23 protein-coding genes are annotated in these 21,717 nt (G+C 34.8%); 22 read left to right on the plus strand and 1 reads right to left on the minus strand.

From position 1 onward, the window contains the following. Nucleotides 1–164 precede the first annotated feature (164 nt). The 13 genes from G8761_RS01440 to G8761_RS01500 all read left to right on the plus strand — a co-directional run bounded on the left by G8761_RS01440 (nt 165) and on the right by G8761_RS01500 (nt 14,110). On the plus strand, nt 165–977 hold the full coding sequence (locus G8761_RS01440) for a glycosyltransferase (RefSeq protein WP_166022921.1): 813 nt from the start codon (nt 165–167) through the stop codon (nt 975–977). 97 nt (nt 978–1,074) lie between these two features. After that, nucleotides 1,075–2,706, plus strand: coding sequence for a glycoside hydrolase family 68 protein (locus G8761_RS01445; RefSeq protein ID WP_166022923.1), 1,632 nt, complete (start codon nt 1,075–1,077; stop codon nt 2,704–2,706). Nucleotides 2,707–3,159: 453 nt separating this feature from the next. Next, nucleotides 3,160–4,245: a glycosyltransferase family 4 protein gene (locus G8761_RS01450; RefSeq protein WP_166022925.1), complete on the plus strand. Its 1,086-nt coding sequence runs from the start codon at nt 3,160–3,162 to the stop codon at nt 4,243–4,245. An 11-nt stretch (nt 4,246–4,256) separates the two neighbouring features. Continuing rightward, the gene (locus tag G8761_RS01455) at nt 4,257–5,642 is read left to right on the plus strand and encodes a nucleotide sugar dehydrogenase (protein WP_166022927.1); all 1,386 of its coding nucleotides are present in this window, start codon (nt 4,257–4,259) and stop codon (nt 5,640–5,642) included. A gap of 1 nt (nt 5,643) precedes the next feature. Continuing rightward, a complete protein-coding gene (locus G8761_RS01460; RefSeq protein WP_166022929.1) occupies nt 5,644–6,639 on the plus strand; it encodes an NAD-dependent epimerase/dehydratase family protein in 996 nt (331 codons plus the stop codon). Nucleotides 6,640–6,699: 60 nt separating this feature from the next. Next, nucleotides 6,700–7,803 (plus strand): glycosyltransferase family 1 protein, encoded by a 1,104-nt coding sequence (locus tag G8761_RS01465; RefSeq protein WP_166022931.1) that lies wholly within the window; start codon nt 6,700–6,702, stop codon nt 7,801–7,803. 6 nt (nt 7,804–7,809) lie between these two features. Next, nucleotides 7,810–8,700: a glycosyltransferase family 2 protein gene (locus tag G8761_RS01470; protein ID WP_166022933.1), complete on the plus strand. Its 891-nt coding sequence runs from the start codon at nt 7,810–7,812 to the stop codon at nt 8,698–8,700. A 501-nt stretch (nt 8,701–9,201) separates the two neighbouring features. Next, a complete protein-coding gene (locus tag G8761_RS01475; RefSeq protein WP_166022935.1) occupies nt 9,202–9,978 on the plus strand; it encodes a hypothetical protein in 777 nt (258 codons plus the stop codon). Further along, nucleotides 9,978–10,250, plus strand: coding sequence for a PqqD family protein (locus G8761_RS01480; protein WP_166022937.1), 273 nt, complete (start codon nt 9,978–9,980; stop codon nt 10,248–10,250). Before G8761_RS01475 ends, G8761_RS01480 begins: the two co-directional genes overlap by 1 nt. Beyond that, the gene (locus tag G8761_RS01485; RefSeq protein ID WP_166022939.1) at nt 10,240–10,698 is read left to right on the plus strand and encodes a S24/S26 family peptidase; all 459 of its coding nucleotides are present in this window, start codon (nt 10,240–10,242) and stop codon (nt 10,696–10,698) included. The genes G8761_RS01480 and G8761_RS01485 overlap by 11 nt, the downstream gene beginning before the upstream one ends. 19 nt (nt 10,699–10,717) lie before the next feature. Then, nucleotides 10,718–12,532: an ABC transporter ATP-binding protein gene (locus G8761_RS01490; protein ID WP_166022941.1), complete on the plus strand. Its 1,815-nt coding sequence runs from the start codon at nt 10,718–10,720 to the stop codon at nt 12,530–12,532. Nucleotides 12,533–12,555: 23 nt separating this feature from the next. Further along, nucleotides 12,556–13,569, plus strand: a complete 1,014-nt coding sequence (locus G8761_RS01495) for a nucleotidyltransferase family protein (RefSeq protein WP_166022943.1) — start codon at nt 12,556–12,558, stop codon at nt 13,567–13,569. 373 nt (nt 13,570–13,942) lie between these two features. Then, nucleotides 13,943–14,110 carry a hypothetical protein gene (locus G8761_RS01500; RefSeq protein WP_166022945.1) on the plus strand — a complete coding sequence of 56 codons (168 nt, stop codon included), beginning with the start codon at nt 13,943–13,945 and terminating at the stop codon, nt 14,108–14,110. A gap of 64 nt (nt 14,111–14,174) precedes the next feature. On the opposite strand, the gene G8761_RS01505 is transcribed toward G8761_RS01500, so the two are convergent. Continuing rightward, nucleotides 14,175–15,053 (minus strand): metallophosphoesterase, encoded by an 879-nt coding sequence (locus tag G8761_RS01505; RefSeq protein ID WP_166022947.1) that lies wholly within the window; start codon nt 15,051–15,053, stop codon nt 14,175–14,177. Nucleotides 15,054–15,257: 204 nt separating this feature from the next. Here G8761_RS01505 and G8761_RS01510 point away from each other — a divergent pair, with 204 nt between their 5' ends. The 9 genes from G8761_RS01510 (at nt 15,258) to G8761_RS01550 (ending at nt 21,618) form a co-directional block, all read left to right on the plus strand. Further along, the gene (locus G8761_RS01510) at nt 15,258–15,458 is read left to right on the plus strand and encodes a conjugal transfer protein TraF (protein WP_166022949.1); all 201 of its coding nucleotides are present in this window, start codon (nt 15,258–15,260) and stop codon (nt 15,456–15,458) included. A gap of 118 nt (nt 15,459–15,576) precedes the next feature. Further along, nucleotides 15,577–15,789, plus strand: coding sequence for an FYVE zinc finger domain-containing protein (locus G8761_RS01515; RefSeq protein WP_166022951.1), 213 nt, complete (start codon nt 15,577–15,579; stop codon nt 15,787–15,789). 91 nt (nt 15,790–15,880) lie between these two features. After that, the gene (locus G8761_RS01520) at nt 15,881–16,132 is read left to right on the plus strand and encodes a DUF2535 family protein (protein ID WP_166023311.1); all 252 of its coding nucleotides are present in this window, start codon (nt 15,881–15,883) and stop codon (nt 16,130–16,132) included. A gap of 139 nt (nt 16,133–16,271) precedes the next feature. Next, entirely contained in the window at nt 16,272–17,114 is an 843-nt protein-coding gene (locus G8761_RS01525; RefSeq protein WP_166022953.1) for a DegV family protein, read from the plus strand. Between the two features lie 167 nt (nt 17,115–17,281). Continuing rightward, a complete protein-coding gene (locus G8761_RS01530) occupies nt 17,282–18,799 on the plus strand; it encodes a spore germination protein (RefSeq protein ID WP_166022955.1) in 1,518 nt (505 codons plus the stop codon). An 8-nt stretch (nt 18,800–18,807) separates the two neighbouring features. Next, nucleotides 18,808–19,929 (plus strand): GerAB/ArcD/ProY family transporter, encoded by a 1,122-nt coding sequence (locus G8761_RS01535; RefSeq protein WP_166022957.1) that lies wholly within the window; start codon nt 18,808–18,810, stop codon nt 19,927–19,929. Further along, the gene (locus tag G8761_RS27580) at nt 19,913–20,851 is read left to right on the plus strand and encodes a Ger(x)C family spore germination protein (RefSeq protein ID WP_166022959.1); all 939 of its coding nucleotides are present in this window, start codon (nt 19,913–19,915) and stop codon (nt 20,849–20,851) included. The genes G8761_RS01535 and G8761_RS27580 overlap by 17 nt, the downstream gene beginning before the upstream one ends. A gap of 28 nt (nt 20,852–20,879) precedes the next feature. Next, nucleotides 20,880–20,972, plus strand: coding sequence for a hypothetical protein (locus G8761_RS27585; protein ID WP_275940674.1), 93 nt, complete (start codon nt 20,880–20,882; stop codon nt 20,970–20,972). Between the two features lie 67 nt (nt 20,973–21,039). After that, nucleotides 21,040–21,618 carry an SCO family protein gene (locus G8761_RS01550; protein ID WP_166022961.1) on the plus strand — a complete coding sequence of 193 codons (579 nt, stop codon included), beginning with the start codon at nt 21,040–21,042 and terminating at the stop codon, nt 21,616–21,618. Nucleotides 21,619–21,717: the final 99 nt, after the last annotated feature.

Consider the following 21,717-nt stretch of genomic DNA (forward strand, 5'->3'; position numbering starts at 1 on the left):
ACATGATTACTTATGTGGAAATGGAGCTAGAGTGGTTATTAGTACACTAGAAGAACTAAGTCCTAACTTTACCGTACACTAATAGTCCTTTGAAAAAAGTAGTAAAACATTAAAAGTTAGTAAAGTTCTTAGATAGTTAAAAAAATCACTTGGAGAGGTTAATAATGGATAAAATACCTAAAATAATACATTACTGTTGGTTTCGAGGAAATTCTTTATCAAAGCTTGCAGAAAAATGTATTGAAAGTTGGATGCAATATTGTCCAGGATATGTTTTCCAAAGGTGGGATGAAAGTAATTTTGACATAAATTGTAATCAATATGTAAAAGAGGCTTACGAATCAAAAAAATGGGCATTAGTAAGTGATTATGTACGATTACATGCTCTTTATGAATATGGTGGAATATATATGGACACAGATGTTGAACTGTTAAAGAAGATAGATAATCTACTGGGTCATGAGGTCTTTTCAGGTTATGAGATTGATAATAAACTACCTACTGCTATAATGGGTTCGATAAAAAATCATAGATGGATAAAATATTTATTATCTTATTATAATAATAAACACTTTATAAATAATGATGGAAGTTTTGATTTAACAACAAATGTAACCATTATTACAAACATGACTAAAAAAAGATATAAAATAAATCTGAATAATACCTATCAAGTTTTAGAGCATGGTATTGCAATATACCCTAAAGATTATTTTTGTCCCAAAAATTACCTTGATGGAAAAATTAAAATAACTGATAATACTTATTGTATTCATCATTTTAATGCCTCATGGCACACTGAAGAAGAAAGGAAGAAGCACAGAAAAAAAATCTTTTACAAAAATTTTTTTGGTAAAACTAATGGTGAATTTATTTTTTTATTAAATAGCCATGCAAATAAATATGGTTGGATATCAATGATAAAGTTATTAATAAAACTGTCAATAAGAAAATTCAAACCCGACTTTCGCAGTTAAAGTAAATTTTGATGACTACAAATATAAACTTTAAGTATACCAAATTGATTTGAAAATCCTTCAATTAAAATAAATTGGTTAAAAGTAGGTTATAGTTATGGTAATTATTAAAGATAAAAAACTAATGAGTGTAGGAATTGTTTTAGATTCATTTGTAGTTCCAAAATGGATTGAAAAAATAATTATCGATATTATTCAAGCTGAATTTGTAGAATTAAAAGTTATTATAGTTAATTTAAAACATACTCAAAATAAAAAACAAAGTAAAAATTATAAACACTGTCTATATAAACGATATTGTCAAGTAGATTATAAATATTATAGTACAAAAGTTAAAGGAAATGCGTTTGAAAAAATTAATGTTGAAACGTCCGTTACTCAATCGAATAACAAATTAAATATTTATAGATTAAATTCTGCAGGAATTTCTCTACAGGATATTGATGCATTAGGGAAAGAAAAATTAGATGTAATTATACAATTTGGTTTTAGTGAAATCACAACACAATTGATAAGTTTATCAAAAAATGGAATTTGGTACTATCCTCATGATAATTTTGGAAACGGGTATACAGCAGAACCAAATTTTTTTAGAGCAATGTTTAATAAAAATAACCCTTTAGAAATTTCTTTGAATTCAATTTTAATTGGTTCTGAAAAAAGTAATGCTATTTATAAAACACAATCTTCAGTAACTAGAGATTCACTGTATTTTAACAGCAATGCAGCTTATTGGAAGTCAACCGAGTTTATTTTAAGGAAGCTTCGTGATTTGAATGAAGGTAAAATGGAAAATGTTAAAGATTATTCAGTTGTACCTAAAGAGAAAAATGAAAGCAAATTTCCTAACAATCTTGAAACTATTAAACTTTTATTTAATTTAGGGTTGGAGAAAATAAAATCAAGAATTTCTAACGAACAATGGTTTCTTGCATTAAAAAAAATAAATGGTAAGACGGAAGATTACACAATAATAAAGCCCCCACTTGATCGGTTTTATGCAGACCCATTTATTATGAAAAAGGATAATAAAACATATATTTTCTTTGAGGAATTAATATATAGAAAAGGTAAAGGGGATATTTCTGTGTTAGAAATTGATCCAGAAACCAATAGTTATTCTACACCTGTTACTGTATTAGAAAAACCATATCATTTGTCATATCCATTCCTTTATGAGTGGGAAGATGATATATATATGATTCCTGAAACATCTGGAAATAGGACAATTGAATTGTATAAGGCTATAAATTTTCCATATGAGTGGGAACTAGAGAAGGTTTTAATTGAGGATATTAATGCTGTTGATGCAACAGTTATCCATTATAATAAAAAATTTTGGATGTTTGCGAATGTCTTTATTGATGGTTCTTCATCATTAGATGAGCTTTATATTTTCTACTCTGATAGTTTATTTGGCGGATGGAAGCCACATAAAATGAATCCTGTAGTTTCTAATGCTTCCTCTGCTCGGCCAGCAGGAAATATATTCGTTAAAGGTGGAAAATTAATTAGACCTTCACAAAACTGTTCATTTAGTTATGGTTATTCTGTTAAATTTAATGAAATTGTAGATTTATCTGAGGAAGCTTATAGTGAGAAACTTCTATCTGAAATGGAACCTGACTGGTATAAAAATAATAAAGGAACCCATACTTATAATTTTAATGATGAGTACGAGGTTATTGATGGAAGAAGAATAGAGCGAAAAAGATTTAGATCTAAGTAATCTATTAATCGATATATCATTATTATGAGGAGCCATTGAGGAAAAAACTAAAAAAGTATATTAACAGTAAAACTATGTTCAAAAAGTATTTGCTAAAAATAAGACTTTGTGATTTCTATAACACTCAAAATATTTCAACAGCAACGTTTTTTAAGGGTAATACTTTTATTCAATTTGGTAAATACATAAAAAAGTGTTGACTTCATTTTCTGAAGATAATAATATAAGCTTATCACCTCGTTCTTTATGAAGAACGAAATAGCACTCGGATAATTCTTAATATTGTATGTAGAGGAGATACTGTTTAATCAATTGTCCTCTTAATTTTTTTTGAATTTAACGTTCTTTTTAATGAACGAAATATGGGGTGTAAGATGTAAGAGTTGGTCCAATGGACATTTTGATATAGGAAATTGGATCATGGGCTTTGTTACGGTTAAGGAGAGTTTAAAGATGAAAATACTTGTATTAGCTAACTTCGGTATGGGCTTGTATAACTTTAGAAAAGAATTATTAGAAGAACTACTAAATCAAAAAAATGTAGTTTATATTTCGCTGCCAAATGATGAGTATGTACCAAAGTTAGTGAGTTTGGGGTGTCAATTTGTAGAAACACCTCTTGAACGGCGTGGAACGAATCCGATTAAGGATATAAAGCTTTTGCTCCACTACTTAAAGATAATCAAACGAATGAAGCCAGACGTTGTTTTAACATATACGATCAAACCGAATGTTTATGGTGGCGTTGCATGTAGAATCACGAAAACCCCCTATATCACAAACATTACAGGGTTGGGTACATCAATTGAAAATAGAGGTTTCATTCAGAAAATAACGTTGATGCTTTATAAGGCGGGATTAAAAAAAACATCTTGTTTATTTTTCCAAAATGAAACGAATCTAAAGTTCTTTAATGAAAAAAAGTTGGTGAAAAGCAAGGCTAGAGTGATTCCAGGCTCAGGAGTTAATTTAGTTCAGCATCCGCTTGAAGAATATCCCGATGACGATGAAAAGAACAGATTCCTCTTTATAGGACGCATGATGAAAGCAAAGGGGATAGAAGAACTGCTGCAGGCAGCAAGAATTGTGAAAGAAAAATACCCAAATACACAATTTGATTTAATTGGCGGCTGTGAAGAAGATTATTTTCAACACTTAGCAGAATTAAATAAATCAGGAATTATAAATTATCATGGCCAGCAGAATGATGTCCATTCATTTATAAAGAAATCTCACGCAACCATCCTTCCATCCTATCATGAAGGAACGGCTAATGTACTGCTTGAATCTGCCTCTTCAGGACGTGTTGTTTTGGCATCTAGAGTACCTGGGTGTAAAGAAACGTTTGATGAAGATTTAAGCGGTTTTGGTTTTGAGGTTAAGAGTGTTGAAAGTTTAGTAGAAGCAATCATTAAATTTATAAGGCTGCCGTACGTACAAAAGAAAGCAATGGGATTGGCTGGACGCAAAAAGATGGAAAACGAGTATGATCGGAAAATTGTGATTAATGCATACGTGGATGAAATTAACAATTTATAAGGAGAAATGAAATGAACTTATATGAAAAGATTGTTAACAGAGAAGAAAAAGTATCTTTAATCGGTCTTGGCTATGTTGGCATGCCTATCGCTGTTTCCTTTGCAAAGAAAACGGATGTCATTGGTTTTGATGTAAATAAGGAAAAGATTGAGCTTTATAAAAATGGAATAGACCCTACCAAAGAAGTTGGGAATGAAACAATAAAAAACACAACTGTCGATTTCACATCTGATGAAAAAAGACTAAGAGAAGCCAAATTCCATATTGTTGCCGTACCTACTCCTGTTAAAGAAGACAGAACTCCAGACTTAACTCCTATAGAATCAGCCACCTGTACTCTTGGTAGAAACTTAACCAAAGGATCCATTGTTGTTTTTGAATCCACTGTCTACCCCGGTGTAACAGAGGATTTCTGTGTTCCTATTTTAGAAAAAGAATCTGGTTTAAAGTGTGGAGCAGACTTTAAAGTTGGATATTCTCCTGAAAGAATTAATCCTGGTGATCAAGAGCATAGACTAGAATCAATCATTAAAGTGGTTTCTGGAATGGATAAAGAATCATTAGAAATTATTGCAAAAGTGTATGAATTGGTTGTTGATGTGGGGGTTTATAAGGCTAAAAGCATTAAAGTGGCTGAAGCTGCAAAGGTTATCGAAAATTCTCAACGAGATATAAATATCGCTTTTATGAATGAACTTTCTATTATCTTTAATAAGATGGGCATTGATACAAAAGCAGTTCTGGAAACGGCAGGAACGAAATGGAACTTTCTTAAGTTTTCTCCTGGTCTCGTTGGAGGACATTGTATAGGGGTTGACCCGTACTATCTTACATACAAAGCGGAACAAATGGGCTACCATTCTCAAATTATCCTTTCGGGAAGAAAAATTAATGATGACATGGGGAAGTATGTAGCGGAGTGTACTGTAAAGAAAATGATAAAAGCAAATAAACAAATAAATGGATCGAGAGTGGCTATTTTCGGTGTCACCTTTAAAGAAAATTGTCCGGATGTTCGAAATACTAAGGTAATAGATATCATTAAAGAACTAGAAGAGTTTGGAATTGAAGTAAAAGTAGTAGACCCTCTAGCTGATATAGACGATCTTTGGCGTGAATACAGAATTAATTCATGTGAAATCGATGAAATAAAAGGGATGGATGCAGTCATTTTTGCAGTTCCGCATGATGAATTCAAATCTACGATTCATTTAGAAGACTTAGGAAAGATGTTTAGATCATCGGGGCAAATGCATATCGATTCTGAAGCAATGAATGAAGTTGCTGCAACATCCGAATGTATTACAGATATTAACGGTAAAGTGCTAATCGACATTAAGGGGATATTTAATCGAAAAGAAGCTGAGGATATGGGCTTTTTATATTGGAGGTTATAAAGTGGGATATAAAAATTTGAGTTTTCCAAAAGGGGCTAAGTTTTTAGTAACTGGGTCAGCTGGGTTCATTGGTTCAAATCTAGTAGAAGCTATACTAAATTTAGGTTATCAGGTCAGAGGTCTCGATAATTTTTCAACTGGAAAAGAGGAAAATGTTGAACTGTTCATGAATCATCCCAACTATGAATTTATAAAAGGCGATATTTGTGAACTTGAAACATGCATCAAGGCATGCGAAGGAGTAGATTTTGTTCTACATCAAGCTGCATGGGGAAGTGTCCCACGGAGTATTGAGATGCCTCTTTTATACGAAGAAATTAATATAAAAGGCACTTTAAACATGATGGAGGCAGCTAGACAGAATGGTGTAAAGAAGTTTGTATATGCTTCAAGTTCTTCAGTGTATGGTGACGAGCCAAACCTTCCTAAAAAAGAAGGTAGAGAGGGAAATGTATTATCACCATATGCACTTACCAAAATGGTTAATGAGGAATACGGCAAACTATATACCAAGTTATATGGTCTAGATACTTATGGGTTACGGTATTTCAATGTCTTTGGCAAAAGACAAGACCCAAATGGAGCATATGCAGCAGTTATTCCTAAATTCATTAAACAATTACTAGATAATAAAAGTCCAACTATTAATGGTGATGGGAAGCAAAGCAGGGATTTTACGTATATTGAAAATGTAATTGAAGCTAATTTGAAGGCATGTAAAGCAAATAGTATTGCAGCTGGGCAGTCATATAATATAGCTTATGGCGAAAGAGAGTTTTTGATAGATATTTATACTCACCTGTGTAGCGCCTTAGGAAAGGATATTGAACCTATTTTTGGTGCTGAACGAAAAGGTGATATTAAGCACAGTAATGCTGATATATCTAAGGCGAAAGAATTGCTAGGTTATGAACCGGAATGGAGTTTTGAGAGAGGTATTGAAGCTGCTATAGAATGGTATCAAAAAGATTTGAATCAGGCAGCTATTATTTTATAAGACTTCAATATTTATAACCTCCGTTAATTTTATTCTGTCAAGACACTAGGAGGGATGCAATTGAGTAAGCCTATAAGGATTCTGCATGTAGTTGTAAACATGAATCGCGGTGGTGCTGAAACGCTAATAATGAATTTATACAGGAATATGGACCGTTCTAAAGTTCAATTTGACTTCCTAACGTGCAGAGAAGGAGTCTTTGATAGTGAAATTAAAGAACTCGGTGGGACAATACATCGGATTCCATATATTGAGGCAGGCCATTTTGGTTATATAAGGTCCCTTAATATGTTTTTCTCTAATAATAATGACTATACAATAGTACATTCGCATTTAAATAAGATGAGTGGATTCGTAGTTAGAGCTGCCAAGAAACATGGGATTCCTTATTGTATTTCCCACAGTCATAATACAAGTGGAGAAGGGGGAATTTTAGCTAAGAGTTATAAATGGTATTCAGGAATGTTTATTTCGTCCAATACTGATTATACCTTTGCTTGTTCACATACTGCTGCAAAATGGCTTTTCGGCAAATCAAACGAAGCGAAATTACTTAATAATGGAATCGAGCTAGAAAAGTTCTCTTACTCTCCAGATATTAGATTGTTGAAAAGAAGGGAATTGGGGATTAGTGACCAGCTAGTTATTGGGCATGTGGGAAGGTTTACAAAACAAAAAAATCACAAATTCTTAATTGAAGTATTTGCTGAATTTGTTAAAAGAAGACCCGATTCTATTTTATTGTTATGTGGTGACGGTGTTTTACGGAAAGATATCGAAAATAGAGTAATTGAATTAAATATACAAGATAAAGTGAAGTTCCTAGGAGTTAGAAGTGACATTAATCAATTACTTCAAGCCTTTGATATATTTTTATTTCCTTCTCTACATGAAGGCTTACCGGTAACTCTTATTGAGGCACAAGCAGCAGGGATACCATGTTTAATATCTGATGAGATCACTAATGAGGTTGACTTAGGTTTAGGTTTAATGGAGTTTTTGCAACTAAAAAGTAAAGATTTATGGGTTACTAAACTAGAGAAATTTAAGGTAAATAAAATAGAACGTCAGACCTCAAAACTCAAAATACTAAGAGATAGAGGATATGATATAAAAAATACAGCAAAATGGCTTCAAGATTTTTATATTTTAAATTCGAGGTGATAAATATTGCCGTTATTAACTATTTTTACTCCAACCTATAATAGGGCATATACACTTCACAAATGTTACGAATGCCTTAAAAGACAATCAAATAAAGAATTTATTTGGCTAATTATTGACGATGGATCTACTGATAATACAAAAGAGCTAGTTGATAATTGGATTAAAGAAGATAAGATTTCGATAAGATATCATTTTCAAAATAATCTTGGGATGCATGGAGCTCATAACACTGCTTATAGACTTATAGATACAGAATTAAATGTTTGTATTGACAGCGATGATTATATGCCAGATGATGCTGTTGAAAAAATAGTTACCTTTTGGAAAGAAAATGGTAGTGATGATATTGGTGGTATTATCGGTTTAGATTGCAAGGATACTGGAGAAATTTTAGGAACAGATTTACCTAAGAATATTAAAACCTCAACATTATTTAACTTATATAATAAGTATGGAGTTAAAGGAGATAAAAAGTTAGTTTATCGGACTAGCTTAACTAAGAAGTATCCTTACCCGGTTTATCAAAGTGAAAAATTAGTTCCTCTTTCATATAAATACTATATGTTAGATCAGGAATGTGAAATGCTGCTAATGAATGAACGGCTTTGTTGTGTCGAATATTTGCCAGACGGATCTTCAAAAAACATATTAAAACAATATAAAGTTAGTCCAATGGGATTTAGATTTTATAGAATGGAAATGATGAAATTACCTAACACCACGTTGTTTTTCAGGTTTAAGCAGGCGATCCATTATGTATCTTCTAGTATATTTGCTGAAAGTAAGAGTTTTTTAAGGGATTCCCCCCAAAAGCTTTTAACTCTGATTGCCTTACCGTTTGGTATAGTTCTAAATAAATATATAGTAGCTAAGATGGCGGAACATAAACTTTAAGGTATTATTATATCTAACTTCATCTTTTTTTGTCGGAATATTGTTCTTTATAAAGAAATTAAGGTAGATTATAATATTTAAAAGAAGAAACAATTAACAATAAAAATAATTGTTTCCTTCTTTAAAAAAGGAGGTGAGAACAGCCATATTGTTCATTATAATGAACTGAACTCTAGAGGTGGTCTTATGCAAGCCAAAAAAAATATTCAAACAAATTTTTACACCGCTCCAAAAGTATTAATTCACCAACCTATCAGATTCGAAACAGCTCAAAGCTGGAATCCTGGTAAGGGAAAACATACTCATCCAGGCCATGGGAACGGTGGAATCCATTTTCCTCCGACTAATCCAAATCCTCAGCCATGTGGGGCAGGTACCCCAGGCCAAGGAAATGGGAATGGTAATGATAAGTGTAAGCCTTAGTCTATCCAAAAAGAAGGGTCAATGGCTTTAATACCATTGGCTTTCTTTTTAAAAGATTTTTGGTTAGGAGAGTAACCAATGGAAAGTATATATGTGAACATTGGCGACCATGTCTTACATATTTTATTAAAAGTTCAATTTCCTTATAAAAGTTTTATAAAAAACTTTAAAAAGATTTTGAACAAACAGTCTAATTTGGAAATAACAATATATGATGACTATGGGTTACCTTTCAAAAATTATGATGTTGAAATTACTTCTAGTTCAAATCAAATCAAATACCGGAGAGCAGATTACTTAATTCAAGTCGACAAAGACTTCAAACATGCAACCATACATGTACATAACGAACTAGCACTTAAGCACGCAATGATGAATTTATATAGTGCTTTTCTTGTTCACAATAAATGGGGGCTTTTAATACATTCTTCGTGTGCAATAGAAAATGGTAAGGGCCATCTTTTCTCAGGTCAATCAGGAGCTGGTAAGTCTACTGCTGCAAAATTATCATTTCCAAGAGACCTTCTTTCAGATGAAGCATCACTTGTAAAAATTGAAAATGATAGTATAACAGTTTTCAATTCTCCTTTTCGGAGTGAGCTTGAAGCGGGCGATTATCAGGGAAGCGTTGAACTGAATAGTATCCAGTTATTACATCAATCCCCAGAAAACAACCGTGTAAAGTTAGATAAGTCTGATGCATTGATACAATTAATGGATAAGGTTTTTTTCTGGCCACATAGCCCTGAAGAAACGAAAACAATTATGAAGCTGCTTAGCACGCTTGTAAAACAGGTACCAGTATATGATCTTTCTTTTCAAAAAAATAATACCTTTTGGGAGCTGATTTCTTAATGGCCCAATATATTCAAAGCGGTGAATATGATGCAACTGAATTGGACGGAGAATGGATTATTTTGAATACTGATAACTATACGGTCACAAAAATCAACGAGGTGGGCGGTGAGTGCTGGGCTTTGCTTAAGGAAGTTCAAACAGTTGATTCGCTAACTCAGGAAATTGGGGAAAAATTCTCTTCGGCCATTCCTATTAGCCAGATGAAAAAGGATATTGAAACCTTTCTTTCACAGCTTTCAGAATGCGGGCTGATTAAAAATGTTGATTGATGAACAAACTTTTCTACTCTTAAAGAGAGCAATAATGAAGGATGGTTGGCTAGAATTACCTTCATTTGGAAATAGTATGTTTCCTTTAATAAAGCAGGGAACCATCTGCCGGTTCACACCTCATAGTCCAAATAATGTAAAAAAAGGTGACATTCTTTTGTTTTACAGTCTCAATGGCCAATTAATTGCTCATCGTTATTATAGCTCTAAAATAAAGAACAAAACTAGAGAATATAACTTTAAAGGTGACACCAATCTGGGATGGGACAGACCAATTGAAGAGTCGAGGGTTTTAGGAAAATTAGAGGTCATTTATAAAAGAACTTTTGAAATTCATTCAGATAACTTTATTCCTGTATTGTGGGGTGGAATAATAATGGCTTTTCCTCAAGTTTCCGGAATTCTAAGAAGATATTTAAACCACCGAATAAAATTACAATTTTATTAGATTGATGGAGAATGTTGAAATGATAAAAGAGCGAATCTCTATTTTAATGAGGCAATATTTTTCTCTTAAAGATATTAAAAGTATTTTTTATTTAATAAGACCTTTTATTTTGAAACAATGGAAGGCGTATATCATTTTGCTTGTGCTTCTAGCTCTTGATATCTATTTAACAATTGCCTTTGCTAGTTTCTATGGGAGAATAACCGATTCTGCCATGCATGGTGGTGTTAAAGAAATTCTGTCATTATTGCATTATGGCGTTGCCTTGCTTTTTATTAGCATAGTTTCTAATTTTTCCTATATTTATTTTGATACTATTGCCATTAATGCTGTAAAAGTGGATTTAAAAAATCATTTATTACACCATATTTTACGGATCCCAGCTGATGAGGCATCTAATTTGCGGACAGGGGAACTTATGTCCCACTTTTCAAATGATATTCATGGCATTGATAGTATGATTGGAAGCAGTTTAATTAGTCTCATCCGTCTCCCTATTATTTACATAGTGGTTTTTATATATTTGGCCAATATCAATCTAACCTTATGCTTAGTTAGCCTTATAATTGCGCCAATTGCAGGTTTATCCGGTATATTGTTTGGCTTGCTTCTAAGGAAAAACGGAAGGGAAATTCATCATTTAGTCGGAAATATACAAAATCACTTAAATGAAAGCTTTCAGGGCATTAACGTGATCCGCTCTTTTACATTAGAAAAAATGTTTTATCAAAAATATAAAAATAAAAACCAAGAATTGTTCCAACTGGAATTGGAAAATTCTAAGCTTCGTGGCTGGTATTATTCAGGAGGACAAATAATTAGTTCTATGACCTTTCTTGTTAGTCTTTCCGTGGGAGCCCTTTATGTTTCCAAAAGTGTTCTATCGGTAGGTGCATTATTTACATTTTTAAATCTGGTGAACCATTTAGTATACCCATTAACTGGGCTTGCCAGCCAGTGGGCTGGATTTCAGCGATCTGTTGCGGCAATAGAAAGAGTAATGAAGGTGTTAAACAAACAGGCAGATGTAATGGAATTACCATCTTTTTTACCTGGAAGGGCAGTTGAAAAATATATAAAATTCGAAGATCTATCTTTTTCCTATTCTGAAAATAAAAATGTGTTTGAACATTTTAATATAGAAATACCTGCAGGAAAAGTGACGGCTATTGTAGGTCCGAGCGGCGCAGGAAAAAGTACTTTATTTCATTTGCTGCAGGGGTTTTACAAGCCTCAGGCAGGAGAAATTTTGTTAGATGGAGAGCCATTAGACACCTTTGATACTTCCACTTTAAGAAGTTCAATTGCCCATGTACCTCAAGAAACCTTTTTATTTGCGGGTTCCGTTAAAGATAATTTAACAATAGCCCGCCCTGATATTACAGATAAAGAAATGATTCTCGCTGCCCAAACTGCCCAATTACATGAATTTATTCGCTCGCTTCCTGACGGTTATGAAACGGAAATTGGTGAAAGAGGCATTAAACTATCAGGCGGTCAAAAACAGCGGCTTGCAATTGCCAGGGCAATCTTAAAAAATGCCCCCATATTACTGCTTGACGAAGCTACCTCTGCCCTGGATACGGAAACGGAACATCTTGTTAAGGAAGCATTAGATAAATTAATGAAAGGCAGAACAACAATAATTATTGCCCACCGCCTTTCAACCATCCAAAGTGCCGATCAAATATTGGTACTGGATGAAGGAAAAATAGTTCAAAAAGGAACTCATAATGAATTGATTAATTCTATTGGACTTTATCGCAATCTTTATGAGTCTTCCTATAAAGAGAATAAAAAGCAAGAATTAAGTATGGCTGTATCTACTCATTAACTTTATGAAAGGAGGTTTGCTCTATGAGCTTTTCTCTTGTCAATACAATATATGATAAAACCACATTGCCGACAGAGCTGAACTTTTACAAACAAGCGCTTAAAGATATTCAAAAGCATGGGATATCTTCACAAATTTATTATTTATTAAAAGAACAAGGAAAGCTGGAGCAAACACCTTTGTTTTTTCAAGAGAGATTAAGAGAGAGTTATAATGAATGTTTATTTCAAAACCTCTTTATTAAAAACCAATTAGAAAAAGTGCTTAGAACATTTGAAAAGATTGGAATTGATGTTATTCCGCTGAAAGGCACTCATTTTTCGGAAAAGTATTTTGGGGATCTAGGAGCAAGGGCTACTTCTGATATCGATTTATTAATACGGAAAAAAGACCTTGAAATGGCAGTAAATGCGGTTAAACTTTTAGGATTTGACAATGAAGAGGGATATATTAAGGGTCATTTTCATAAAAGCTTCAGTAAAGTAATTCCTGGTTCTGTCATCCCTTTAACCATTGAGATCCATTGGGATTTATTAAGAGAGGATACAGCCTGTCTTAACATAAACTCTTTCTGGGAAGAAGCCCATCCTATAGGTACCTTTTTACATATCAAAGAACTTTCTCATTATCATTCATTTTATATGATTTGTCTACATGGCTGGAGGCATAATCTTGGTTCCTTAAAGTACTATTTAGATATCCTTCAAATTTTAACTTGCAGCGGTCAATTGCTTGATTTTCAAAGATTAAAAAAGGAATTGAAATTACATCAAACGTACAAGAGAATAATTAGGACTTTATCGATTGTTCACAAGGAATTTCCGAATGTTGTAGAACTGAAGCAGCTTCCCCTAAAAAGAGGGATATCATACAGGAAAAGAATTTCCACTAATCCTATTATGAAATATAGTGATTTTATTGGTTACCAGTTTCTTAGCTTTGACTCAGCAAACCACAGTATTATTGAGTTTAAAAACTGGCTGTCACTTTTTCTAACAGGTTTAAGACAGAAGCAAGAGAGAAAACTAAATGATTAATGTTATAAAAAGGGAGCATTCAACCCCGATAGGAAGTTCCTCCTAAATTTTATTTTATAATTATCTGTCTATCCAATATTTACAAACTTTATTTCTTTTTTTATTCTTAATAAAGAACGAAACGTTTTTTGAAAACGAAAGTACCTTTTATCAGGAAAGGGGGTATAAACAATTTTTAAACAGAAAATAGGGTTACTTTTTATTTTATTATTAATCGATGCATTCACAGTTCCGCCATCAGCCTTTGCAGCAACTTTCATTAACCAATCAAGCTAATTTGAAAAATTTTTTCAACTATATATCAACCCTCTTATTATTCTCAAACCAGACTAATACACACAGCAAAAAGACACTAGCAATAGAGATAGCTACGATGAGAACCACATTAAAGATTGGTGGGATTGTTTTTGGAATGGGCGAGATGATCGCGAAAACCACGACGATAGGGATAACTGCGATTATCATGAAGGAAGCTGGGGGAATGACGAGGGCTGCGTGGATTCAGCCGAAATATGGAGAAGATGGTATTGCCGTTAAGTAAATTTATGGAAAAGGTTTCAAACAAAATGAGAAAAGCTGAACAAAAATAAGCGGCGACATGCCGCTTATTTTTGTTCGCAATCAATTTGAAAAACTGTTATTTCCGGTCGGCAGTTAAAACGAAATGGTAAAAAGGTGGTTCCAATTCCTCTATTCGTATACAAACGAAGATTGGAACCCTGAATTGTTTTTAATCCTTCAAAATAGTTAACCGCTCCATCCGGTGTGAAAATTGGACCGAAAAATGGGATTTTAATTTGCCCGCCGTGGCTATGGCCTGATAATTGCAGATCTACGGGATACTTAGCGACTGCATCAGCAAAGTCAGGTTCATGAGCCAGCATAATCGTGAAATTTTCTTTAGGAATTCCTAATAAGGACTTTTTTATATCTGGAACACCAAACATCATATCATCGAGACCAGCAAAGTATATTTTATGTCCATTCTTTTTTACATAAGCATTTTTATTAATAAGCACATTAAATCCACTTTTAGATAGGGTATCAATGACATTACTAGTTTGCCCGCTCCTAAAGTCATGGTTGCCTACTATTGCGAATTTGCCAAGAGGGGCACGGAACTTCTGTAAAAGGGGAGTACATTCCTCAAGCATTTCTATTCCATCTTCTACTAAATCCCCTGTAAAACACAAAATATCCGGTTTTAATCGGTTTACTCTCTTCACCAAGTCACTTAAATTTTTCTTGCTGTAAAAATGCCCAAGATGAAGGTCACTGATTTGCACTATCTTAGTGCCGGAAAATACACTAGGCAGTCTATCGAAGGAAAGGTTAATGGTCTTTGTTTCAATCCAGAACCTTTCGATTAGAAAGGAATAGGACGATCCAGAAACTGCAGCACCTAGGAATATAGATGAAAGTCCTTTTAAGAAGGATCTTCGGGATAGTTTAGTTTTTTCATTTTGTGCGAGTTCTCTTTTCATAAGCAATCCTCTTATTATTATTCAAATGTGTTCTTTATTAAGAATAACATAAACTAATTTGATATAAAAATTAAATTTGAAAATAAAAAAGTTGTCGATAAAAAGTTCTTTTAAAAGAACGGCACGTTCGATAAAATTAAGTTGTATAGTTCATTATAATGAACAAATTGTAATTATAAAAGAAATTTATTAAAAGGGGTCAAAATGAAGCTTAAATCTAACGAAAGCCTCCAAGCTGGCATTGGCCAAACAGGAAGACAGTGCTCTGAATTAATAGAGGAAATAAATAATTTAGAAGATATATTGGACGAGCTAAGAAAAAGATTAAACATGGTAGAGAAATCAGTATCTAAACAAAAAACGGATATGGAGGACCTTCTTTCGCAGCTCGCTCAATTTAAATAGCTGTTATAAAGATAGTGTTTTTTCCATTGGTTTGAGATTAACCCAAACAGGAAAAATAATAAATAGCATATTAACCGGCTTAATACATAAATAAACGTTTAAAAAAGGAGCGACCCCTATGTTTAAAAAAATCTGCACAAATTGCCACCAGCCATCCTTTAGCAGTTCGGAGAGAGGCCAGTGGATTTGCCCGGTATGCTCCCATGATATTACTCATGTATTTCACCAGCCAGCGGAGGATCGAAATGAGCGGCAAAAGAAATTAGAATTGCTGGCAAACAAGTATACTCAGAATCAAAACCACAGCCAGGCAATCAATAAATATATTTAAAAATATTTATGAATATGCGCATAATCAGACACATTTCGGGGTAAAGGTGATGTATAATATATTCAAACGGGTGAAAAAGAGGATTGATATTTTGTTATTGAAAAGCCTAGAGTTCAAAAATGAAGTTGGACAGAAGGTTAAAGTCATGGATATTCCTGTATTGGAGGAAGATAACGCTTATTATTTTATGATCCAAGTCCGTTTGCAAACGTTCATTGCCTCCGTCTACGGAGAGAAAATGCCTCACAAGTGCTATTCCTTTAGAGACTATTTAAAGAGAGCAATGAGATGGCCTGATTATGAGCAGCTTTTTAAATCTGGCGAACTAAAAAATAACGCTTAATGACTTTTGAGTGCCGGGAAACCGGCACTCTTTTTACACTTTAAAAACACAATAATATTTTCAAAATTTCATTTAATTTCCCTCACATCGTACAGCATGTATAATACAGGGGAAATGCTTTTACAGGGAAGTGAATTTAATGAGCAAGATTAAAATTGTAACTGATTCAACTATGGACATGCCTGAAAAACTAGTAAAAGAACTGGGAATTGAGGTTGTTCCTCTTTCCATAACAATCGACAGAGAAACCTATCTTGACGGGGTAGAGATTGGTCCTGTTGAGTTTATAAAAAAAATGAGTAAAACAAAGGAATTACCAAAGAGCTCGCAGCCATCAGCCGGTGCTTTTCTAGAAGTTTACGATAGATTGGGTGCTGAGGGGTACGAGGTTTTATCAATACATATGACGGGAAAAATGAGTGGTACTGTCCGGTCTGCAGAAAGCGCTGCCCGTATGACGAAGACAAAGGTAACTGTCGTAGATTCACAATTTATTTCTAAAGCGCTCTCTTTCCAGGTGAAGGAAGCGGCAATCATGGCAAACGAAGGAAAAAGCCTTGAAAATATCTTAAAACGACTTGACCAGATCCGTGAAAATACACGTCTCTATATAATGGTAGACACTCTCGAAAATCTAGTGAAGGGCGGAAGAATTGGGAAGGGTAAGGCTTTTATCGGATCTCTCCTTAATATTAAGCCTATTGCTTCACTTGAAGGTGCCGAATATTCACCTATTGCCAAGGTTCGAAGCCATACTCAGGTTGTTAAGTTTTTAGCCAAGCAATTTGCTGAGGATGTAAAGGGATGCACGATTAAAGGTGCTGGCATTGCCCATGCGGAAGCACTGGAATTAGCACTAAAAATCAAAGAAAGTGTTTTTGAGTTAACCGGTTATCAAATAGAAGATATTGATTATACGAATTCTACTGTTTCGACCCACACGGGCCCTGGTGCCTTCGCCTTAATGTACTATTTTGAATAACCCATTTTAACCCGGAGCCCTCCGGGTTTTTTGTTTGCCTCAAAACTCCCTCTTCTCTAACATTTATCTTTCACTGTGGTTAAAATTTGAAGTACTGGAAAACCTAAAAAAATCGGTAAGTCTCATTGTCGGTTTACCCTAACTTTGGAATGTAAAGGTGCAGAACTATGTTCAAATGGCGGAATGGCAAAAAAGAGAATGAAACTCCTAAAGCACACAGCCTTAAAATAGAAGAATTAAAGCAGCAGTTAAATGCTGAACTAATGGATACCTCCGATTTGGAATTTCGGGAGATTTATAAAGATGGTGAACATTTATTAATTTCCTTTTTAACCAGTATGACAGATGTGAAGGTGCTTGAGGACATCATTATCAAACCTCTTCAAGCCAGGGTACATTCCCCATGGAATCTTGAAACGTTTCAAGCTTGTCTTCCAGCCGCGCAAATTTCCTATGCCAATCAGCTTAAGGAAATCGCTCAGGCAATGATTGAGGGAAAAGGTTACCTTTACTCTGAAGGAGAGCCCTGTGGAATTCTGATTAACACTGGAAAAATTGCGGAGCGGTCACTTGAAAGGGCAGAAACCGAATCACTTGTTTACGGTCCAAAGATTTCCTTTACTGAATCCCTTGAAAGCAACATGAATATTATAAGGGCCAACATAAAAGACCCCATGCTTGTAATGGAGGACATAGAAATTGGAGCACGGGGAAGGACAAAAGGAAAAATAGTTTATATCAAAGACATTGCAGATGAAAAAAATGTCAATACGTTCAAGCAAAGGATTAAGGACCTCAGCATTGACCATATTCCTGACAGCACTGTTCTTGCACAGCTAATTGAAGATAATAGCTGGACTGTTTTTCCCCAGCTTTTAACAACAGAATTGCCAGACCGCTTATCAATCGTTCTTTTAAAAGGAAGAGTTGGCGTCCTGGTAGACAGGAGTCCTGCTGCAATCTACGGACCCAGTACTTTTTTCAGCTTTTTTGAATCAACAGAGGATGTTTATATGCGCTGGAATATGGGTTTATTTCTGCGCATGCTTCGCTTCTTTTCATTTTTCTTCTCCATCCTGCTTACACCTGCCTATGTGGCGGTTTTGACTTATCACTACGAGGTGATTCCATCTCCTTTACTCGTTTCCTTAGGGGAGTCGCGGTCAAATGTTCCTTTTCCTCCTGTCTTTGAGGCACTTCTCCTTGAATTTATTATCGAGCTTTTAAGGGAAGCCGGGGCCCGGCTGCCGACCAAGGTGGGCCAGACAATGGGTATTGTTGGCGGTATTGTAATTGGGCAGGCAGCGGTGGATGCCGGTTTTACGAGCAATATCTTGATTATTATTATTGCGCTAAGTGCCCTTGGCTCCTTTACTACACCCAGCTATTTGATGGGTACAGCGGTTAGGATTATTCGTTTCCCTATTATACTTCTGGCTGGATTGTGGGGGGGCGTGGGAATTATGGTTGCTTTTTGTTTCTTGATCATTCATGTTCTAAAGCTCTCTACACTGGGGACTCCCTATTTGGCTCCCCTTTATCCCTTAAGCATGAAGGATTTTGGCTACAGTCTGCTGCGTTTCCCATTTCAGTTTAATTATATGAGACCATTATCAAATCAGCCTGGCGACTTAAAACGTTACCCTCAGAAAAAAGCGAAGAAAAAGAAGGATGTAGATGAGTAGGTGTAAACATGAAGGTAAATATACAGCCAAAAGAGGGGCTGCTATTTAATGCATTTCTGGTTATGTTTGTAATCCATGTAACCCAAACAGGTGTTGGATTGGCCGGACTGCCAAGAATTGTTTATCTTGAAGCGGAACATGACGGCTGGATTTCTGTACTTTTGGCTGGTGTGCTTACCGGAATAATCCTTTGGGTTATGTTTCTGCTGCTTCGGGAGTACGATAGCGCTGATTTATATGGAATACAGGTAGACTTGTTTGGCAAGCTTTTTGGCAGAATGCTTGGGGTAATCTATATGGTTTATCTAAGCAGTGTCTTTTTCGATATCTGCATGAATTATGTTGAGATTGTCCAGGCCTGGATTTTTTCCGATATGCCCACATGGGTTCTATCGGGGGTGATTATATCTCTCGCAGTTTATGCCTCCCTTTCAGGAATCAGGATGGTAGTAGGATTTTCATTTATTTCGTTTATTATGACTTTTTGGCTTGTTCTCGTTATCATTTCACCTTTGAAGTATTCCGATCCTACTCATTTGTTCCCTTTCATGAATACTGGCATTAAAAATATTGCCAGTGGTATATATAAAACTTCTTTTTCAATAATAGGCTTTGAACTGCTGCTTTTTGTTTATCCCTATATTCAAGAAAAGAAAAAAGCCCTGTTATACGCTGAACTGGGGAACTTGTATACAACCATTCTTTTTACAGTAGTAACTGTTGTTTGCATTATCTTTTTCGCAGGGGAAAGCTTAAAAAGAACCATTTGGCCCGTACTTTCCTTGTTCAAAATCGTTAGGCTGCCAAATCTTGAACGATTTGAATTTATTGCTGTTTCCTTTTGGCTCCTTATTATCCTTCCTAATTTAGTTACATACCTTTGGGCTGCCTCAAAGGGATTTACAAGATTATTTAATATTAAGCAATCGAAAGGAATTTATATAATTGCAGGCGTTGCCTGGCTAGGAAACTTTTTTATTAAGGCGAGATACCAAATGAATCTCGTAACAGATTACATTGGGGTAGCAGGCTTTTTTTTAGCTATCTGTTATCCGGCTATTTTATTCCCAATTGTTGTTATAAAAAAGAAACTAAGAAAAAGGAGGCAGCAAGATGAGGAAATGGGTTAAGAATATCACGATTGTGTTTGTGTCAATGAATCTGATATTTCTTGCCGGCTGCCTTCAGCAAAGGCCTCTTGAAAAATTGGGATTGATAACGGCTGCTGGATTTGACCTTTCGAAAAAAAATAATATCCTGGGAACCGTAGTTTACCAGCAGTTTGATCCTCTTCAAAAAAACGTTACAAAAAAGATAATGGAACAAGCAAAAACGAGTAAGGGGTTAAGGCAGGATGAAAACCTTCAGACAAGCCATAAATTAGTTTCGGGCCAGATGCGGATAGTCATATATAGTAAGAAACTGGCGCAAAGAGGAATTATTCAGCTGATTGATACACTTAACCGGGATCCGACAATTGGAAATATGCTTTATGTTACAATCTCCGACGGGAAAGCAGTTGATCTCTTAACTAAAAACAATATTGGAAAAGGCTCTAATCTTGGGACCTTTTTATATAATTTGATTAAACAAAACGTTGAGGGAGAACAGTTAATTTCACCAACCCTCCACGAATTTAACCATAGCTTTTATGATGTCGGGAAGGATCCAGTGTTGCCGGTGTTAAAACTCAGACATGGAGATATTGTAATATCCTCAGTAGCATTGTTTAAAAATGACCGGCTGGTTGACGAGCTGAAACCTGATAAACTATTTTTTTTGAAGGTTCTTGTAGACTCCTATAAAGCAGGATCACAGGAAATCCCATTGAATGCAAAGGAATTTAAGCCTTTGATTATTAAAACAGCAGGCCATCGAGAGCGGGAGTTTCATGACAGAATTTATATGACGATTGACAACATAAACAGCAGCCACAAAATAAAAGTGTTGGATAAGGATAAGCTTCGCTTTAGGGTCCAAGTAAAGCTTAAATCAAGGATACTGGAAATGACCGAGCACACTGGGAATCGACCCTGTCGGCTTTGGCAATGAATACAACACGCATTTACGCGGTAAAAAGATGACCAAAACAGAGTGGAGAGAGAAGTTTAAAGAAGCGAGCTTTGATATAGTTATTGATAATAAAATTGTCCGCACTGGTGTAATTGATTAATCTTTCTTCTTTTGGCCGGGTTTGTTAAAATAAGCACGGACAGAAAATGATAATTGCAGGTGATTAGATGAAAGTGCGGGCTTTAGGACTTATTTTTATTATTGGGGTTCTTCTATTGGCAGGCTGTGGCAAAAAAGAGATTAAAGGTGCTTTGAATTGGCCAGTGAAGGATTTCTCTTATACCAACCAGGATGGAAAGTCATTTGGCAGTAAGAATTTAAAAGGAAAGGTATGGGTAGCTGACTTTGTATTTACTAGCTGTGTCGATGTCTGCCCCCCTATGACCTCCAATATGGCATCTCTTCAGAAAAAGATTAAAGAAGCAGGAATCAAGAATGTTGAGTTTGTTTCATTCAGTGTAGACCCTACAGTTGATAAACCTGAGACTTTAAAAAACTATGGCGGCCGTTTTGGTGTCGATTTTAAGAATTGGAACTTTTTGACCGGTTATTCACAGGAAGAAATCGAGACCAAGGCCATGAAGGAATTTAAAACGATCGTGAAAAAGCCACAGGAAGGCGATCAGGTGATCCATGGTACTGATTTCTTCTTACTCAACCAGGAAGGTAAAATACAAAAGTATTATACCGGTTTACAGGAAATACCGTATGACAAGATAGTAGATGATATAAAGACTTTGCAATAAGCCCTTTTGAAGGGCCTTTTTTGTATTTTAATCTGCAAAATTTGCCCAATTCCTTTTATGTAATGTAATTTTTCTCCCGTGTTATAATAACTATAAGTT

It is taken from the genome of Neobacillus terrae, from assembly GCF_011393025.1.
Taxonomy (GTDB): Bacteria; Bacillota; Bacilli; order Bacillales; family Cytobacillaceae; genus Neobacillus_A; species Neobacillus_A terrae.

Bases quoted from the DNA above. Each gene is read 5' to 3' on its own strand.
- G8761_RS27585 (WP_275940674.1), top strand. From the start codon at position 20,880: ATGACCAAAACAGAGTGGAGAGAGAAGTTTAAAGAAGCGAGCTTTGAT.
- G8761_RS01445 (WP_166022923.1), top strand. From the start codon at position 1,075: ATGGTAATTATTAAAGATAAAAAACTAATGAGTGTAGGAATTGTTTTA.
- G8761_RS01510 (WP_166022949.1), top strand. From the start codon at position 15,258: ATGAAGCTTAAATCTAACGAAAGCCTCCAAGCTGGCATTGGCCAAACA.
- G8761_RS01440 (WP_166022921.1), top strand. From the start codon at position 165: ATGGATAAAATACCTAAAATAATACATTACTGTTGGTTTCGAGGAAAT.
- G8761_RS01530 (WP_166022955.1), top strand. From the start codon at position 17,282: ATGTTCAAATGGCGGAATGGCAAAAAAGAGAATGAAACTCCTAAAGCA.
- G8761_RS01490 (WP_166022941.1), top strand. From the start codon at position 10,718: ATGATAAAAGAGCGAATCTCTATTTTAATGAGGCAATATTTTTCTCTT.
- G8761_RS01525 (WP_166022953.1), top strand. From the start codon at position 16,272: ATGAGCAAGATTAAAATTGTAACTGATTCAACTATGGACATGCCTGAA.
- G8761_RS01500 (WP_166022945.1), top strand. From the start codon at position 13,943: ATGAGAACCACATTAAAGATTGGTGGGATTGTTTTTGGAATGGGCGAG.
- G8761_RS01475 (WP_166022935.1), top strand. From the start codon at position 9,202: ATGGAAAGTATATATGTGAACATTGGCGACCATGTCTTACATATTTTA.
- G8761_RS01455 (WP_166022927.1), top strand. From the start codon at position 4,257: ATGAACTTATATGAAAAGATTGTTAACAGAGAAGAAAAAGTATCTTTA.
- G8761_RS01550 (WP_166022961.1), top strand. From the start codon at position 21,040: ATGAAAGTGCGGGCTTTAGGACTTATTTTTATTATTGGGGTTCTTCTA.
- G8761_RS01535 (WP_166022957.1), top strand. From the start codon at position 18,808: ATGAAGGTAAATATACAGCCAAAAGAGGGGCTGCTATTTAATGCATTT.
- G8761_RS01515 (WP_166022951.1), top strand. From the start codon at position 15,577: ATGTTTAAAAAAATCTGCACAAATTGCCACCAGCCATCCTTTAGCAGT.
- G8761_RS27580 (WP_166022959.1), top strand. From the start codon at position 19,913: ATGAGGAAATGGGTTAAGAATATCACGATTGTGTTTGTGTCAATGAAT.
- G8761_RS01480 (WP_166022937.1), top strand. From the start codon at position 9,978: ATGGCCCAATATATTCAAAGCGGTGAATATGATGCAACTGAATTGGAC.
- G8761_RS01450 (WP_166022925.1), top strand. From the start codon at position 3,160: ATGAAAATACTTGTATTAGCTAACTTCGGTATGGGCTTGTATAACTTT.
- G8761_RS01495 (WP_166022943.1), top strand. From the start codon at position 12,556: ATGAGCTTTTCTCTTGTCAATACAATATATGATAAAACCACATTGCCG.
- G8761_RS01505 (WP_166022947.1), bottom strand. From the start codon at position 15,053: ATGAAAAGAGAACTCGCACAAAATGAAAAAACTAAACTATCCCGAAGA.
- G8761_RS01485 (WP_166022939.1), top strand. From the start codon at position 10,240: ATGTTGATTGATGAACAAACTTTTCTACTCTTAAAGAGAGCAATAATG.